At 64.3% G+C, this 15,487-nt stretch carries 13 protein-coding genes; 5 read left to right on the top strand and 8 right to left on the bottom strand.

What is annotated here, in order from left to right; translation table 11 throughout:
• The first annotated feature begins 381 nt into the window (after positions 1–381).
• The 3 genes from ABWO90_RS09685 (at position 382) to ABWO90_RS09675 (ending at position 2,468) form a co-directional block, all read left to right on the top strand.
• Complete coding sequence (locus ABWO90_RS09685) at positions 382–585, top strand: cold-shock protein (protein WP_353191006.1); 204 nt, start codon at positions 382–384, stop codon at positions 583–585.
• A 232-nt stretch (positions 586–817) separates the two neighbouring features.
• Complete coding sequence (locus ABWO90_RS09680; RefSeq protein WP_353191005.1) at positions 818–1,453, top strand: LysE family translocator; 636 nt, start codon at positions 818–820, stop codon at positions 1,451–1,453.
• Positions 1,454–1,700: 247 nt separating this feature from the next.
• Positions 1,701–2,468 (top strand): flagellar brake protein, encoded by a 768-nt coding sequence (locus ABWO90_RS09675; protein ID WP_353191004.1) that lies wholly within the window; start codon positions 1,701–1,703, stop codon positions 2,466–2,468.
• Positions 2,469–2,557: 89 nt separating this feature from the next.
• Here ABWO90_RS09675 and ABWO90_RS09670 read toward each other — a convergent pair whose 3' ends face one another.
• The 8 genes from ABWO90_RS09670 to ABWO90_RS09635 form a co-directional block, all read right to left on the bottom strand.
• Entirely contained in the window at positions 2,558–3,697 is a 1,140-nt protein-coding gene (locus ABWO90_RS09670) for a helix-turn-helix transcriptional regulator (RefSeq protein ID WP_353191003.1), read from the bottom strand.
• A gap of 134 nt (positions 3,698–3,831) precedes the next feature.
• On the bottom strand, positions 3,832–5,190 hold the full coding sequence (locus tag ABWO90_RS09665; protein ID WP_353191002.1) for a hemolysin family protein: 1,359 nt from the start codon (positions 5,188–5,190) through the stop codon (positions 3,832–3,834).
• 156 nt (positions 5,191–5,346) lie between these two features.
• A complete protein-coding gene (locus ABWO90_RS09660) occupies positions 5,347–6,258 on the bottom strand; it encodes a LysR family transcriptional regulator (protein WP_353191001.1) in 912 nt (303 codons plus the stop codon).
• A gap of 104 nt (positions 6,259–6,362) precedes the next feature.
• A complete protein-coding gene (locus tag ABWO90_RS09655) occupies positions 6,363–7,190 on the bottom strand; it encodes a dioxygenase family protein (protein ID WP_353191000.1) in 828 nt (275 codons plus the stop codon).
• A gap of 109 nt (positions 7,191–7,299) precedes the next feature.
• A complete protein-coding gene (locus ABWO90_RS09650) occupies positions 7,300–7,704 on the bottom strand; it encodes a DoxX family protein (RefSeq protein ID WP_353190999.1) in 405 nt (134 codons plus the stop codon).
• 216 nt (positions 7,705–7,920) lie between these two features.
• Positions 7,921–9,171 (bottom strand): glycolate oxidase subunit GlcF, encoded by a 1,251-nt coding sequence (gene glcF, locus ABWO90_RS09645; RefSeq protein WP_353190998.1) that lies wholly within the window; start codon positions 9,169–9,171, stop codon positions 7,921–7,923.
• 8 nt (positions 9,172–9,179) lie between these two features.
• Positions 9,180–10,274 carry a glycolate oxidase subunit GlcE gene (glcE, locus tag ABWO90_RS09640; RefSeq protein WP_353191152.1) on the bottom strand — a complete coding sequence of 365 codons (1,095 nt, stop codon included), beginning with the start codon at positions 10,272–10,274 and terminating at the stop codon, positions 9,180–9,182.
• Positions 10,275–10,294: 20 nt separating this feature from the next.
• Positions 10,295–11,791: an FAD-linked oxidase C-terminal domain-containing protein gene (locus ABWO90_RS09635; RefSeq protein ID WP_353191151.1), complete on the bottom strand. Its 1,497-nt coding sequence runs from the start codon at positions 11,789–11,791 to the stop codon at positions 10,295–10,297.
• Between the two features lie 353 nt (positions 11,792–12,144).
• Between ABWO90_RS09635 and ABWO90_RS09630 the strand changes: the two genes are divergently transcribed.
• Both ABWO90_RS09630 and oxlT read left to right on the top strand, forming a co-directional pair.
• Positions 12,145–12,936 carry a FadR/GntR family transcriptional regulator gene (locus tag ABWO90_RS09630; protein ID WP_353190997.1) on the top strand — a complete coding sequence of 264 codons (792 nt, stop codon included), beginning with the start codon at positions 12,145–12,147 and terminating at the stop codon, positions 12,934–12,936.
• A gap of 1,096 nt (positions 12,937–14,032) precedes the next feature.
• Complete coding sequence (gene oxlT / locus ABWO90_RS09625) at positions 14,033–15,358, top strand: oxalate/formate MFS antiporter (RefSeq protein ID WP_353190996.1); 1,326 nt, start codon at positions 14,033–14,035, stop codon at positions 15,356–15,358.
• The last annotated feature ends 129 nt before the right edge of the window (positions 15,359–15,487 follow it).

Raw genomic sequence — 15,487 nt, 5'->3', positions numbered from 1 at the left:
GCGCGAGGCGGCAAATGCCGAATAGGGGAAACCACCCCGAAAACGGCTTCAGACAGCACAAAACGCGGGCCGGACGCGCGAGAGCGGCATGGGCGCGGAACAAAACGCCCATTGTACGGGCAGTGGAACGAGGTCGGACTGGCAATGAGCGCCCAAATTCCCCGTTAATTGCATAAATTGTTACTTATTTTGCGGTATTTACCCTGTTGACAAGCGTTGCCGCTACACGTATAAAACGAACTGCAGATTGTCAAGCCGCGAAGTTGTTGTCCGACGTAGTTTTCCTGCTTCTCGCTGGTTTCTAGTCCTTCATTTTCCCTTGATTGTCAGCGCTGGACGGGGTCATTCCGATCCCAGGCTATTGTTTTATTAGGAAAAAACATGGAAACCGGTATTGTTAAGTGGTTCAACGACGCAAAGGGCTTCGGCTTCATCACCCCGGACGCCGGCGGTGAAGACCTGTTCGCTCACTTCTCGGAAGTGAAGGTTGACGGCTTCAAGTCGCTGCAAGAAAACCAACGCGTGTCGTTCGAAGTGAAGACTGGCCCGAAGGGCAAGCAAGCTGCGAACATCAAGCCGCTGTAAGCGTCTTGCTCGCATTCACGTGATGTTGTGCTCGCCTTAGGGCGAGACGGTATCCCGCGATCAACAGGCCCGATGGCGAAAGTCATCGGGCCTGTTTGTTTTTTGATCGGCCGCACGCGTGGTTGCCCCGGCGGCGCCATGCGCACGAGACGTGCACGCGATCCATGTCACCGTCACGGTTCGACGCTACAATGCCAGATCGAATTCGTGTCAGCATTTTTCCGAGGCAATCATGAGCCTGCAAACCTGGTGGCTGTATGTAGTCACCGTTTTTTTCGTCTCCGCAACGCCGGGACCGAACATGTTGCTCGTCATGACGCACGGCGCGCGTCATGGGCTGCGGCCGTCGCTGGGCACCATGGCAGGTTGCATGACGGCGCTCATCGCCATGATGTCGATCTCGGCTGCGGGTCTGGGCGCGGTGCTCAAGGCCTGGCCGATGCTCTTTGACACGCTGCGCTATGTGGGCGCGGCCTATCTCGTCTATCTCGGCTACAAGAGCTGGCGCTCGCCGGTCGACACGAATGAAGCGGCCGCCCGTCTCGGTGCGCCGCTGGCCGCCGATTCGAGCTTCGGCAAGCTGTTCAAGGCGGGCTTCCTGGTCGCCGCCAGCAATCCGAAGGCCATTCTCTTCGCGGCCGCGTTCCTTCCGCAATTCATCGATCCGTCCGCTGCGAAGCTGCCGCAGTTTTCGATTCTGCTCGGCACGTTCGCCGTGATCGAAATGAGCTGGTACATGGTGTACGCGACCGGTGGACTGCGCATTGCGCCGTACTTGCGCGAAGCGCGCGTGCTCAAGGCATTCAACCGCATCAGCGGTGGCGTGTTCATGGGGTTCGGCGCGTTGATGGCAGCGGTGCATCGCTGATCGGTCGGCGTCACAGCAGTACGCAGTCACTGTAGCAACCGAAGCAGGGTGTCTGGGAACGCCCGGGTGGGAGCGCACGACACGGGGGGCAGTTTGTTCGTGCGCCGCAGATTCACTCAATATTTCCGGCCGGCGACCGTTAACGTCCATGACCAGATGCATGGCGCGGTATCGTGTGTCGCAAAGGCTTTCATACGTACGGTTACGCCGCTTGGCGGCCGTCACGGGGACAAATAGAAGATCAGGTATGGAAACGACAGAACCGCAGGTGACACCGGCGCCCACGGACGATGAGTCTCAACTGCATGACTCGTATCGCATCAGCAACCCGCTGGAGATCGGTGGCGTGCTGCGTCATCTGGCGACGCGCGGCGACTTCATGACGGTGTATTTCGCGAACGGCCAGCGCCAGCTCGTCACGCGTTTGCTCAAGGTCGAGCCGCAAGCGCGCGGCTTCTACTTCGATTGGGGCGGTGTGGAGACGGAGAACCGCGCACTGCTCGCCAACAAGCGCGCCCTGTTCGTTGGCGTGCCCGAAGGCATCCAGGTGCATTTCCCGATCGGCGACGTGGAGGAGCGCGAGTTCGAAGGCTATCCCGCGTTCTATTCGACGTACCCGGAAACGCTCGTGCGCTTGCAGCGGCGCGACAACTTCCGCGTGAAGACGCCGATCCTCGATCCGTATCAGTGCACCGTGAAATTCCCGGACGACACGCCGATGCGCCTGTCGGTGTTCGATCTCTCGCTCGGTGGGGTGGGGCTGCGCACGAAGGCGGAAGCCGCCATCGACATTCCCAAGGGCTCGATGCTCATGCACGCGGAAATCGAACTGCGTGACTACGGCACCGTGCAGGTGGATCTCGAAGTGTGCGCGGTGCGCAGCGTACCGCTCGCAAAGGATGTCGAGTATCACATCGGCTGCCGTTTCATCGCGCTCTCGCGCACGGCGGAGTCGCGTTTGCAAAAGCTCATCACGCAGCTCGAACTCAATCGCAAGGCATTCGTGCGCGGCTGAGTCGCGGTTGGCGCGCTACGGAAAAAGGGCAACCCGAGGGTTGCCCTTTTGCATGGCTGCCATCGATTGCGCAGGCATCGCGACGGCGACTATCCGGGAGAGTGGATGCGCAGCGCAGGGATGGCGTGCAGCAAACGCAGCAGATCCACCTGCCTGCGGCAGCCCGTCTTGTCGAAAATGTGCCGCAACTGCGTGCGCGCCGTGTTGATGGCGATGTTCGCGTCCAGCGCGTACTGGTTGAGGTCCCTGCCCTCGGCCAGCGCCTGCGCGAGCCGCGCCTCGGCGGGCGACAAGCCGAACAGCACCTTGAGCGTGTACGGCCCGATCGTCACGCGACGATCTAGCTCGCCAATGGTGAGCATGGCCATCGGACGCTCCCACGGTGCGGCGCACGCGTGCGATTCGCTCAGCGGCAAGGCGGTCACGACCCAGTGCTGTTGATTGTCGCCATGCAGACGATGACTGCCCGCGACCGGCATCCTGGCCGTTGCATTGACGATCAGGCGACGCAGCGCCTGGTCGTCGCTCGGCAGCAGCGCCGTGAGCTTGCCGCTGCGAATGCTCACGTTGCGAGTCGCGGCGAGCCGTTGATGCGCTGCCGCATTCAGATAGTGCGCGTGACCCGTTTCGTCCGTGATGACGATCGACATCTCCAGATGATCGAGCACCGCCATGCCGATGGCCGCCTGCGCCTGCAGATGGCGCGTGCCCGCCCGCAGGCGCGCGGCCCGCGCAACGTGCTTCGTCAGGATTTCCAGCAGGGGGACGTTATCCGCGTCTTCGAACGGCGGCTGGTCGGGGCCGCGCAGAATGGCCAGCAACTCGCTGGTGCCGTCGGCGCCGTCGAGATTGAGGCCGTACATGTAGCGCACGCCGTTGGGAATGAGGAAGTCGTTATACAGCTCGCTGCGGGCCACGTACCGTTCGCTCAGGTGGTGGTGGCAGCGCATGGCATGGCCGACCGGCTGGCGAAGCATGAGCGCCACGCGCGGATCGGTCGGGGCGAGCTTGTCGAGGAACTCCTGAATGAGATCGTCGGAGACTTCGAGAGAATTGGATTCGCGCGTTGCGCAGTGGCGTATGCGGTCCCAGGTCACCGAATGGAAACCGATGCCACCGGCAAGCCGGTTGAAATCGCGCAATGCCTGATCCCAGCGTGCTTCGTCGAGCACGCCGTCGTAACAGGCGCTGATCAGCGCGTCGAGAGACAGCTTCCCCGTGTCTTCCACCGTATCGCTCCCCTGGCGCGATCGACGTCGCCAGTGTTGCCAGAACCCCGCACGGCCCTCGCGTCGCCGCCTCTGCGGACGGACGACACGTTGAGCCTATTCTGGCAACGGACCTTCCGGGGAGCAATCCGGGATTAATCCTCGCGTTGTTGCACCGCCACATTGTGCGCTTGCGGCGCGTCGCCCCGGGCTTCACGGATGCCGTCCGGGTAGATGCGCACCAGTACGATACGCGGACCCTGCATCTTCTTGACGACGACCGAGAAGCCGTCGAAGTCGACCTTCTGGCCTTCGCGCGGCAGATAGCCGAGCGCGTTCATGATGAGGCCGCCCACCGATTCCGCGTGCTCGCTCGGAATCTCGAGGCCCAGCGCGCGTTCGAGCGTGAGGATCGGCAAGCTGCCACGGCCGATGAGCGTGCCGTCTTCCATGCGCGTCCAGTCGTCTTCCGTCTGACGGAATTCGTCGCGGATCTTGCCGACCAGCGCCGAGAGCAGGTTGTCCAGCGTGAGGAAGCCGATCGGCTTCTGATCGGGCCATCCGACGATAGCGAAGTGCGGCGCGCCCCGCCGGAAGCGGCTGAACAGCTCGCGCGCGGGCATGTCGGGCTTCACGCGCTCGACCGGACGCGCCATGCTGCCGAGGTCTTCGATGGACTGGCCGTGGTGTTCGGCCAGAAACAGATCCTTCAGGTGGACCACGCCGAGCACGGTTTCGCCGTCGTGATCGAAGAACGGATAGCGGCTATAGCGGTGGCGATAGGCCGTGTCCATGTTCTCGGCGAACGTGGCATCGCGTCGGAATGCGGCGACTTCGCTCATCGGACGCATCAGGTCCGACACGGTCAGGTCGCTGAAGTCGATGGCGTAGGCCACGACATTCCAGTCGTCGCGCGAGAGCTTCTCGCTCGTCGAGCCGCGACGCACGATCAACTTGATTTCGTCGGCCGAGTAATGGGCGTCGGTGCCATGCGACGGGTCGAGCCCGGTCCAGCGCAGCAGGCGGTTCGCGCTGTGGTTGAGCACCCAGATGGCGGGGAACATCAGCCAGTAGAAGCCGTAGAGCGGCGCGGCCGTCCAGATCGAAATGGCTTCCGGCATGCGCAGCGCCATCGACTTCGGCGCGAGTTCGCCCACGACGATGTGCAGATACGAGATCGTGAAAAACGCGATGAAGAAGGCGAGCGCGTGGATCAGTTCCGCCGAATTCACGCCCAGCGCAGCGAACAGCGGCGTGAGAATGCGTGCGAACGCCGGTTCACCGATCCAGCCCAGACCGAGTGAGGCGAGGGTGATGCCGAGCTGGCAGGCCGAGAGGTAGGTATCGAGTTGGCCGTGGACCTTGGCCAGGATACGGCCGCGCCAACCGCGTTGGCGGGCTATGACATGAACGCGCGTCTGGCGCAGTTTGACGAGGCCGAATTCCGCCGCCACGAAAAAGCCGTTGAGCAACACGAGCAGGATCGCAGCGACGATCAGTAAGAAGTTTTCCAAAATATCTGAAATGGGACAACAGGCCCGTCAGTATAAGGGACATTTGCCCCGCGTCATAATTTGTCGCGGAGTTCCTGTGTTTTGCCGGTCACTTGCGGGTGATTCAGGGGGCTTTCGCGGCGGATGCAGGCAAGTTTGCGGTAACGCGAAGGGGCATCAACGTGCGTCGACCGCCCGCCAGCCGGGCATTGCGAATGCCTCGACGAGAAAATCGATGAGCACGCGAACCTTGGCGCTCAGGTATTTGCGCGTGGGATAGACCACGTAGATTCCTGTCTCCCCCTGCGTGTATTCGGGCAGGAATTCGACCAGCTGTCCGTCGCGCAGGGCGTCCTGCACGAGAAAGGCCGGTTGCAGGATGATGCCCGCGCCCGCCACCGCGGCCGCCAGGCACGTGTCGCCGTTATCGGCAATCAGCCGGGCATGCGTGCGTACGGAGACGGGGCCGTCGGGGCCGTCGAAGCGCCATTCGCGTCGATGTGAGAAATAGCTGTAGCCCACCGTCTCGTGATGCGCCAGCTCGCTCGGATGCTTCGGCATGCCATGCCGCGCGAGATAGTCGGGGGCGGCGCACAGTACCATCCGCGTGCCCGCCAGACGGCGGTGTACGAGCGATGAATCGGGCAGGCGCGTGATCCGGATCGCCAGATCGTAGCCCTCGTCGACGATATCGACGAGACGGTCGCTCAGCGTGATATCGAGCGAGACCTGCGGGTGTTTTGCCAGAAACGTCGGCCATAGCGGCGCGAGATGAAGCACGCCGAACGTGTGAGGGGCGTTGATGCGCAGCGGCCCGGCAGGTTGTCCGTCCTGCTCGCCGGCCATGGCATCGGCTTCGTCGAGTTCCGTGAGGATCTGACGGCATCGTTCCACGTACCGTTGGCCGGGCTCGGTGAGCGACAGGCGTCGCGTGGTGCGTTGAAGCAGCCGGGTGCCCAGTCGCGCCTCGAGGTCGGCTACGTAGCGCGAGATGGCCGTCTTCGAGATGCCGAGCGCAGCCGCTGCCTTCACGAAGCTGCCGGACTCGACCACAGCGATGAAGCACTCGATCTCGCGAAGTTTGTTCATGCCCGGCCGGGCTCCTGAGATATGTGTTGTCGGGGCGTTGTCGGGCCGATGGGGGCGGATGGCGCAATGCGCGTTCCGTTACCCCGCCATCGGTGTCGATGCCGTTATTGTGCCAGCGCGCTCACCTCGGCGAGCGACGGGGCGGCGCTGCCGAATGCGAACGCGTCCATGCGCAGCGCGCCGTAGGTCGAGCCGGTGTCGAAGTGCGTCTGATGCGCCGCGTTGTCGGCCGCCCCCATCGCGACGTAGAGCGGCAACAGATGCTCGTCGGTCGGATGGGCGCGCACGGCGTGCGGGGCGCGGGCGCGGTAGTCGAACAGGGCGTCCAGATCCATTGCCGCCATGTGCTCGGTGAACCAGGCGACGAATTCCGCCAGATACGGTGCCTCGGCGCGATCTTCGGCCGGGGCACGGAACACTTCATGCAGGTTGTGCGTGAAGCTGCCCGACGCGATCACGAGTACGCCTTCCTGTGCGAGCGGCGCGAGGCATTGGCCGATCCGGTATTGGAATTCGGGACCCATTTGCCGTTGCAGCGACAACTGCGTGACTGGCACGTCCGCCCCCGGATACAGATAGCGCAGCGGCACCCAAGCGCCGTGATCGAGTCCCCACTGGTCATCGGTCGCGGCAGTCAGGCCGGCGTCCTTGAGCAATTGCACGGTGCGCTCGGCCAGCGCGGGCGCGCCGGGAGCCGGGTATTCCAGCGAATAGAGTTCGCGCGGAAAGCCGCCGAAGTCGTGAATCGTGCGCTGCTGCGCCAGACTGCCGGTGCGCGGCGTGGGCGTCGACCAGTGCGGGGAGATCACGAGAATCTCCTTCGGACGCGGCACCGCACGCCCCAGCGCCGTCAGCAACGGACCGGTGCGGCCCGGTTCCACCGCGAGCAGCGGCGAGCCGTGGGAGACGAAGAGGGTGGGTAGGGCAGACATGGCAATGACTCCGGCAGTGACAGCAATCTCGACAATGGACAACCGATGCACGCTCGCCGCGACGGAAACGGCCAGGCCGTTCCTGTCACGCGCTTACGTGCTCAATACCTCAGGCCGTTCGGGCGCGGCGCAGGGCAAACGCGCCGTCGCCCAGCAGCGCGACGACGAGCAGCGCCACGAGCCAGAACGCCGGAAATTCCCAGCCGCCGCCCTTGTTGGCGAACATCCAGCCGTTGTGGCCGTGCACCGAAACGATGGTGCCGAGCATCAGCGCGGCCAGCGGAAGCGCAGCCCAACGTGCGTAAAAACCGGTGATCAGCATCAGGCCGCCGACGAGTTCCACCGCCATCGTGACATAGGCCACGACCGGCGGCAGGCCAAGCGAGCCCATGAAGCCGACGAAGCCGGGAATCGTGAACACGAACACTTTGAGCGACAAGTGGGCGAGAAAGAGAATGCCCAGCGAGACGCGCAGCAGTAGCGCGGCGTACGGGGCGGTTTTGGTATCGATCATGACAGGCTCCGGTGAGGGAATCGGGGAAGGTCGGCACAGCGGTCCGCAAACGCGCTGACTCAACACCGATTCTAGGGAGTGCCATCGTTCTGATAAACGGGCTTACCGGGGATTGATTGTCCCTTCAGTGGGGATAATCCTGTGGAAAGCAAAAGCGGATGCCACCGGGGCATCCGCTTTTGTCCCTCGTCGACCGATTGACAGGTCGACGGCCGCCTACGCCGTGGCAATCATGCGGTCGATCAGCTCGATCCAGTGCTGGACCGGCGCGTGGTCACGGGCGTGCTCGCCCTTGGCCGTGGCCTGCAAATGGCAGATACAGCCGACGTTTGCCGAGACGACCAGCTCTGGCGCCAGCGCGTCGAGCGACTTCCACTTGGCGTCGCGCAACTGATGCGAGAGTTCCGGTTGCGTCACTGAATATGTGCCCGCCGAACCGCAGCAGATATGGCTGTCCTGCGGCAGCATCACGTTCACGCCAACGCCTGCGAGCACCTTCTCCACCACGCCCTTGAGTTGCTGGCCGTGTTGCAGCGTGCATGGCGGGTGGTAGGCGATCTTCCCCGTCTTGCGATTCGGCACGCGGCGCTGAAGGGCTTCGAGGTTATCGAGCATCACTTCCGACAGGTCGCGCGCGAGTTCGGACACGCGTTGCGCCTTACCGGCGTACTGCGGATCGTGACGCAGCAAGTGACCGTACTCCTTCACCGTCGCGCCGCAGCCGGACGCGTTGATCACGATCGCCTCGGTCCCCGCTTCGATCTCGGGCCACCACGCGTCGATATTGCGACGCGCGTCGTCGAGTCCGTCGTCGTGATAGTTCAGGTGCAAACGGATGGCCCCGCAGCAACCGGCGGCGGCCGGGCGGACCATCTCGATGCCGAGCGCGTCCATCACCCGTGCGGTGGCCTTGTTGACGTTGGGCAGCATGGCCGGTTGCACGCAGCCTTCGAGCATCAGCATGCGGCGTGCGTGCTTGCCCTGCGGCCAGCTACCGGAGCGCTGACGGTGCGGCACCTTCTCGCGCAGCGCGCGCGGGAGCAGCGTGCGGAATTGCTGCCCCAGGCGCAGCGCCGGCGAGAACAGCGTGCGATTGGGCAGCACGTGGGCGAGTGTCCAGCGCAGGGCGCGTTCGCCTGCGGGGCGTCCGACCTTGGCGTCGACGTGACGGCGGCCGATCTCGGCGAGACGGCCGTACTGCACGCCCGAGGGGCATGTCGTCTCACAGCTGCGGCATGTCAGGCAACGATCGAGGTGACGCTGCGTTTCGCGCGTCACGCTCTGGCCTTCGACCATCTGCTTGATGAGATAGATGCGCCCGCGCGGGCCGTCGAGTTCGTCGCCCAGCAACTGGTACGTCGGACACGTCGCGGTACAGAATCCGCAATGCACGCATTTGCGGAGAATGGCTTCGGCTTCGTCGCCGTCCGGGGTATGACGGAGGAATTCTGCGAGGTTCGTTTGCATCGTCTTTTTTAGCAGTACAGCCGATGGCGGTTGAAGATGCGGCTCGGGTCGAAAGCGTGCTGCAGTCGCTCGCCGATAGCGTGCAGCGCGGCCGGTTGCGGGGTGAAAACCCCGGCCGACTTATCGCCGTGGCGAAACAGCGTAGCATGACCGCCCACCGCTGCGGCAATCGCGCGCACTTCGGCGGTGCTGCGCGGCGTGATCCACCAGCGTTGCGCGCCGCCCCATTCGATCAGGTGATCGTCGCCGTGCGAGAGCGGCGGCGTGGTCGGCGGCACCGACAGACGCCACAGCGGCTGGCCGTCGCCGACGACCGGTGCGGCGGCGAAAAACGGGTGCGTCTGCTCGCGCAATGCCTGCCAGAAGGCATGCGCTTCGATGGCGTCGACGAGGTCGCCGCCCATTGTCTTGCGTGCCGCGTCGATGGCGGCAGCCGCACCGCCGAGACGCACGTGCAGCACGCCGTCATGCCATGCCGAGCCCATGAGCGGCAGCGGCTGTCCGCCCCATCGATTGAGTTGTTCGATGGCCTGGGCCTGCGACATGGGGAAGCGAAGCGTGGCCTCGGCGACGGCGCACGGCAGTACCTTGATCGAGAGCTCAAGCAGCAGCCCGAGCGTGCCAAGCGATCCCGCGAGGACGCGCGAGACGTCGTAACCGGCGACGTTCTTCATCACCTGTCCGCCGAAGTGCAGCACCTGCCCCTGACCGTTCATCACCACGGCGCCGAGCACGAAGTCGCGCGGTGCGCCGACATGCGGGCGGCGAGGGCCGGCCAGACCGGCGGCGATGCAGCCGCCGAGCGTGGCATCGGGGCCGAAGTGCGGCGGCTCGAACGGCAGCACCTGACCGCGCTCGGCAAGCGCCGCTTCGATCTCGGTGAGCGGAGTGCCCGCGCGTGCGGTAATCACGAGTTCGGCCGGATCGTAGGACACGATGCCGCGATAAGCGCGCATGTCGAGCGGCTCGCCGGCCGGGGCCTGACCGTACCAGCGCTTGGTATTGCCGCCGTGAACGTCGAGCGGCGTGCCGCTGGCGGTGGCGGCGAGCACGCGCTCGCGAATGGTGGCCAGCGCTTGCGCCGCCGCTTGCGCGTCGTGCATGTCGTGGGGGGCTTGCGACATCAGAACCTCGGCAAATCGGGATGGGGCAACAGACCGCCGCGCACGTGCAGCTTGCCGTACTCGGCGCAGCGTGCGCGCGTCGGGATGGCCTTGTCCGCGTTGAGCAGACCGGCCGGATCGAAGGCGCGCTTGACGCCGAAGAAGGCGTCGCGTTCCTCGGGCGAGAATTGCACGCACATGGAGTTGATCTTCTCGATGCCCACGCCGTGCTCGCCCGTCACCGTGCCGCCCAGTTCCACGCAAGCTTCGAGAATGTCGCTGCCGAACGCTTCGGCGCGGTGCCATTCGTCGAGATCGTTGCCGTTGAAGAGGATCAGCGGGTGCATGTTGCCGTCGCCCGCGTGGAAGACGTTGATGCAGCGCAGACCGTATTGCACTTCCATCGCTTCGATGCGCTTGAGCAGCGTGCCGATGGTCCGGCGCGGAATGGTGCCGTCCATGCAGTAGTAGTCCGGCGAGATGCGCCCGGCGGCAGGGAACGCGTTCTTGCGTCCCGACCAGAAACGCAGGCGCTCGGCTTCGGAAGTGGACACCTGGATGCGCGTGGCGCCCGAGGCGCGCAGCACGGCCGAGACGCGTGCGATTTCTTCGGCGACTTCCTCGGGCGTGCCGTCCGATTCGCACAGCAGGATGGCGGCAGCCTCGAGGTCGTAACCGGCGTGCACGAATTCCTCGACAGCCTGCGTCGCGGGTTTGTCCATCATCTCCAGTCCGGCCGGGATGATGCCCGCCGCGATGATCGCCGCAACGGCGTTGCCGCCGGCTTCCACGTCGTCGAAGCTCGCCATGATGACCTGCTGCACCTGCGGCTTCGGCACGAGTTTGACGGTGACTTCCGTGACGACACAGAACATCCCCTCGCTGCCGATGAAGACGGACAGCAGGTCGAGGCCCGGGGCGTCGAGCGCGTGTGAACCGAACTCGACGACGTCGCCGTCCATCGTGACCGCGCGCACGCGCAAGACGTTATGGACCGTCAGTCCGTACTTCAGGCAGTGCACGCCGCCGGAGTTCTCCGAGACGTTGCCCCCGATGGTGCAGGCGATTTGCGACGATGGATCGGGCGCGTAGTAGAGGCCGAACGGCGCCGCCGCTTCGGAAACGGCGAGATTGCGCACGCCTGGCTGCACGGTCGCCGTGCGCGCGTAGGCGTCGACGTTGAGAATGCGCTTGAACTTTGCCAGCGAGAGCACGATGCCGTCGGTGATCGGCATGGCGCCACCGGATAGCCCCGTGCCGGCACCGCGCGGGACGACCGGCACTTGGTGCGCGCGGCAGGCACGCAGAATGCGGCTTACCTGATCCTCGTCGGCGGGCAGTACTACGGCCAGCGGCAGTTTGCGGTAGGCCGCCAGCCCGTCGCACTCATACGGCGTGATCTGTTCGCGATCGGTCAGCCATTGTGCGTCGGGCACGGCCGCGCGCAGCGCCGCGAGGCGTGCGGCGCGCGTGCCGGCATCGAGCGATTCGAAGACGGGTTCGTCGGCCAGCGGCATCTGTGGCGGCTGGGCCAACGGCAGGGGCTGTGACAGACCCGGCGACGGCATGGGGGGCGGCGCATTCAATGCCATCAGGCTTGCTCCCGGACAATCGTTGACGTGTAATGTGCGTGATCGGATCGATGGTCTACTGGTAGACTGGTCGACCACCAATCGAGTGACGCCATCGTAAAGGGAATGATCCGATTTCGACTAGCGGGTTAACCCTTGGTTTGAGCGCAAACCTCTAGTCGTCCCCGGGTTGCGCCCCGGCCGTGGCCCTCAGCGAGGCCGCATCCTGTATCGTGGCGTCTGTGATTTTTCTGACGAGAGTCGAAGCCGACATGCCGTCCAACGAGTCTTCTCTGCCTATGTCATCTCTTCCCGCCAGCGACGCGTCAGGGCCTGTCGCGAGTTTTGCGCCGGTCACGCCGCCGCCGCGTCTGCGTCTGTCCGACATGGTCTACGAGCAATTGGAGACGATGGTCGTCGAGGGGCGCCTCGCGCCTGGTTCGGCGCTGCCGTCCGAGCGCGATCTGGCGCAACAGATGGGAGTGTCGCGCCCGTCGCTGCGCGAAGCCCTGCTGCGGCTGGAGTCGCGAGGCCTGATCGTCGGACGTGCCGGTGGTGGCTATCTGGTGGCAAATGCCAGCCAGCCGCTGCTCGCGGAGCCGTTGTCGCAACTGATGTCGCGCCACAGCAAGACGGTCGACGATGTGCTCGAGATGCGCGAGGTGCTCGAAGCCAAGGCCGTGGAGCTCGCGGCCGAACGCGCGACGCCCGAGGACCTCGCCCGGCTGGCGCAGGCGTTGGACGCGCTCGAGCAGGCCTTCGCCGTCGGACGCGACGGTCGGGATGGCGAGGGCGCTCTGCTTACCCGCGTGCCCGAGCTCGACGCCCACTTCCATCTGGCGCTCGCCGAAGCGACGCATAACCTCGTGCTGGTCCACCTGATGCATGCCATCTTCGAGTTGCTGCGCGGCTCGGTGGTCGACAACTATCGTGCGATCGTCGGTCACGGCGCCGATCTGGAAGAGCTGATCCGCCAACATCGCCGGATCTTCAATGCGGTGGCGTCGCATGACGCCGCCAACGCCCAACGTACGCTGCGCGAGCATCTGGCGTTCATTCGCAGCAACTCCGGTGACGCCGAACCGGCCTGATGGCTGCAGTGGGCAGTGGGCAGTGGGCGGTGAAAGGGGGGCTGCGCCCTGACGCGCCCGAAGGGCCCCCGAGCGATCCCGTGCGAGCCCATGTCTCGCAGGCGATCTTTACCATCGACAGTACCCTCGCGAGAGGGCGCATCAACCCGTCAAAAACCTCATCGTTTTCCCTGACCCTGTCCGGTGATCCATTGCGCCGGGCAGGGCATTGTGTCGTCGCTTCCGACGACACAATGCCGCGAAACGGCGCGAATTCCCTACATTTTCCGGTTATCGGGCGCTCACTTCCGAAGCGTCGGCATGCCAGCGTTCGACCGTCCGCTTCACCCGGGTCAGGGCGCTTTCGGGTTGACAGTCATTCGGGCATCGACTAATTTTGGAACCATAAAAAATACTTAATTCGATATATTGAATCTTGTATATCAGATTCAAAGTGTGGATCCGGCCCGATGAGACCTGTGCGTTTTCCAGGCGGGCGCCGAATCGACATGCGAGTCATCGGAGGCAACAGTTGGGCAAGCCACCCTATTCCTTCGGGCAGTTGTCATGCGACGCCGTATTCGCACTGACTGCCCGGTCGTATCCGCCGCGGGCCTCGGACGCAGTCATCCGGGAGTCGTGGTGTTTCTCATCTCCCTGCCGCCAGTTGCGGGCAGGCGATCCGGCGATCACGCGTCCGCGAGGCGCGCCCGCCTGAGTGAGTGGATTCGTCTGCGATGTGATCGAGCGGCATGACATGACCCTTCGACCACGCAGGCCGGATCCGCACTCGAACTGGTTTCAATCGTCACCCTTCGGCAGCCGGCAACTTGCCGGCGCGAGTCCTAAAAAGCTTGCGTCGCCGCGCCGAAGCGGGGGCCGGAAGTGTCCCTTGGCACTTCCGAGATTCAGTCAGCCGGGGCCCAAGCCCTGCGAGCGCGCCGCCAGGCAGCGTTCCGCGATCAAGCGGCCAAGCATGAGCCGCAAGTAACGCCAGGAGGCGTGCCGTATGCGCGACACCCCACGTCGGGACGCGCGACGGTGCGCGATGACGCCGGGCACTGCGCAGCGACGCGCGGGCCGCCGTCAATCGTCTGACAGGAACAGGAGGCAAGTCATGCAAGCAGCTGCACAACCGGAGGAGAAGACCTCTTTTCTGGGAGGACGCTGGTCACAACTGGTGATCGGCATCATCTGTATGGGCCTTGTGGCCAATTTGCAATATTCGTGGACGTTGTTCGTCGAGCCGATGCAAGCCAAACACCAATGGGGCATCGCCTCCATTCAGGTGGCTTTCTCGATCTTCATCGTCGTGGAAACGTGGCTCGTGCCGATCGAGGGCTGGCTGGTCGATCGCTTCGGTCCTCGGCCAGTGGTGGCGGGCGGCGCCATTTGCGTGGCCCTCTCGTGGATCATGTATTCGTATGCCCAGACGCTGACCGTGCTGTACACGGCTGCAGTCATCGCGGGTATCGGTGCAGGCTGCGTGTACGGCACCTGCGTAGGTAACGCACTGAAGTGGTTCCCGGACAAGCGCGGTCTCGCCGCCGGTCTGACGGCCGCCGGTTTCGGCGCCGGTGCGGCCATCACGGTGATTCCGATTGCGAACATGATTCGTGAGTCGGGCTACGAAGCCGCATTCTTCAACTTCGGCATCGTGCAGGGCGTGGCGATCTTCATCCTCGCGCTGTTGCTGGTCAAGCCGCGTGCACCGAAGGGGGTGACCGTGTCGCGCCGCAACCTGGCGACGAAGGTGGATTACACCTCGGGTCAGATGATCCGCACGCCGGTGTTCTGGGTGATCTACGTGTGCTTCGTTGCCGTGGCCGCGGGTGGTCTGATGGCGACGGCGCAGATCGGTCCGATCGCGAAGGACTACGGTATTGCGTCGATGCCGATGACGCTGTTCGGTGCCACGCTGCCGTTGCTGACGATGACGCTGTCGATCGACAACCTGTGCAATGGCTTCACGCGTCCGCTGTGCGGCTTCGTCTCGGACAAGATCGGTCGTGAGAACGCCATGTTCATCATCTTCCTCGGCGAAGGGGTGGCGATGCTCGGCCTGATGCACTTCGGTCAGAACCCGTACATGTTCGTGTTCTTCGCGGCCATGACGTTCCTGTGCTGGGGTGAAATCTTCTCGATCTTCCCGGCGCTGTGCGCAGACACGTTCGGCAGCAAGAACGCCGCATCGAACGCGGGCACGCTGTACACCGCCAAGGGCACGGCCGCATTGCTGGTGCCGCTGGCTTCGGTGCTGGCCGTCGGTGGTCACTGGGATCGTGTGTTCATCGCAGCGGCCGTGATCAGCATCACGGCGGCAGTGGCGGCGAAGTTCCTGCTGGCGCCGATGCGTCGCCGCTGGATCGAAAGCGTGAACAACGACACGCAGGTCGCAGCCAGCCCGTCGTCGGTCGTGATCGGTGCGCCGGCCAGCGAGTGAGTCTGAGTCAGCTGTGATTGTCGAGATGTGACAGAGCGGGGCGCCGGAGACGGCGCCCCGCTTTTTGTTTGATGCGCTCGATGCGATGGACGCGGGCGCGGCAAGCGGGCGTAGCGGAAAGCGGGAAAC

It is taken from the genome of Pandoraea pnomenusa (assembly GCF_040391475.1).
Classification (GTDB): Bacteria; Pseudomonadota; Gammaproteobacteria; order Burkholderiales; family Burkholderiaceae; genus Pandoraea; species Pandoraea pnomenusa_C.
Note: the sequence above shows the minus strand (reverse complement) of the source record. Positions and strands in the feature narration are given on the sequence as shown.